Origin of the sequence: Defluviimonas aquaemixtae, assembly GCF_900302475.1 — a bacterium.
Taxonomy (GTDB): Bacteria; Pseudomonadota; Alphaproteobacteria; order Rhodobacterales; family Rhodobacteraceae; genus Albidovulum; species Albidovulum aquaemixtae.
In genome coordinates this window covers 1-798 of sequence record NZ_OMOQ01000018.1, presented here as the reverse complement: position 1 = coordinate 798, position 798 = coordinate 1, and the positions used below count along the sequence as shown (strand labels likewise).

The following is a 798-nucleotide window of genomic DNA, read 5'->3' as shown; positions in this document are numbered from 1 at the left end:
CCCAGACCCTGGTCGGCGACCGGGATCTGGATGACCGCATCTCGGACATCGAGATCGAAACCCAGCGCAACATGGCGCGTTCGAGCGACAGCGTCCGCTACACGTTCGGCACCGGCGAGCGTTCGTCGCGCGGCAGCCTGTCGGCCACCTATTCGGGCGCCACGGGCAACACCGATACCCAGGACTTCGCCGCCGGCGGCCGCTACACCCTGCGCAACGGCGACTGGGGCCACAGCTTCGGCTTCGCCTTCGGCTACGGTGAGGCCAATGGCGTGAAGAACGAAGAGAACGCCTTCATCGTCTATGACGTCACGCGTTCGTTCAACGACCGGTTCTACGTCTTCGGCGTCGGCCGTCTGGAAGTCGACGATTTCGCCTCGGACCGGAAAGACGCCTTCATCGGCTTTGGCCCGGGCTACCGCGTGGTCAACACCGACGACGTCGCATGGCGCGTCCAGGCCGGTATCGGCGCTCGTTACACCGAGCTGCAGAACGGCGTGGATGACACCAACCCGGCCGGCATCATCTCGTCGCGCCTGTTCTACCGCGTCAGCCCGACCGTGTCGCTGACCAACGACACCGACATCCTCGGTTCGGAAACCAACACGCTGGTGACGAACGATTTCGGCGTGAACGTCGCGCTGAACAACGCACTTTCGACCCGCATCGGCTACCGGACCGAATACGACACCGATCCGCTGCCGGGCCTGAAGAGCACCGATAACACGCTCAACGTGTCGCTGGTCTACAGCTTCAACTAAAGAGCGGACCCCTCGTTTGATCATGACTGGGGCGGTG

General features: G+C 63.5%; 1 protein-coding gene. It reads left to right on the top strand.

All coding sequences use genetic code 11. The features are described from left to right. Positions 1–761 (top strand): DUF481 domain-containing protein (locus DEA8626_RS20780; RefSeq protein WP_108855151.1); only part of this gene is annotated, 761 nt, incomplete at its 5' end. Between the last annotated feature and the right edge of the window lie 37 nt (positions 762–798).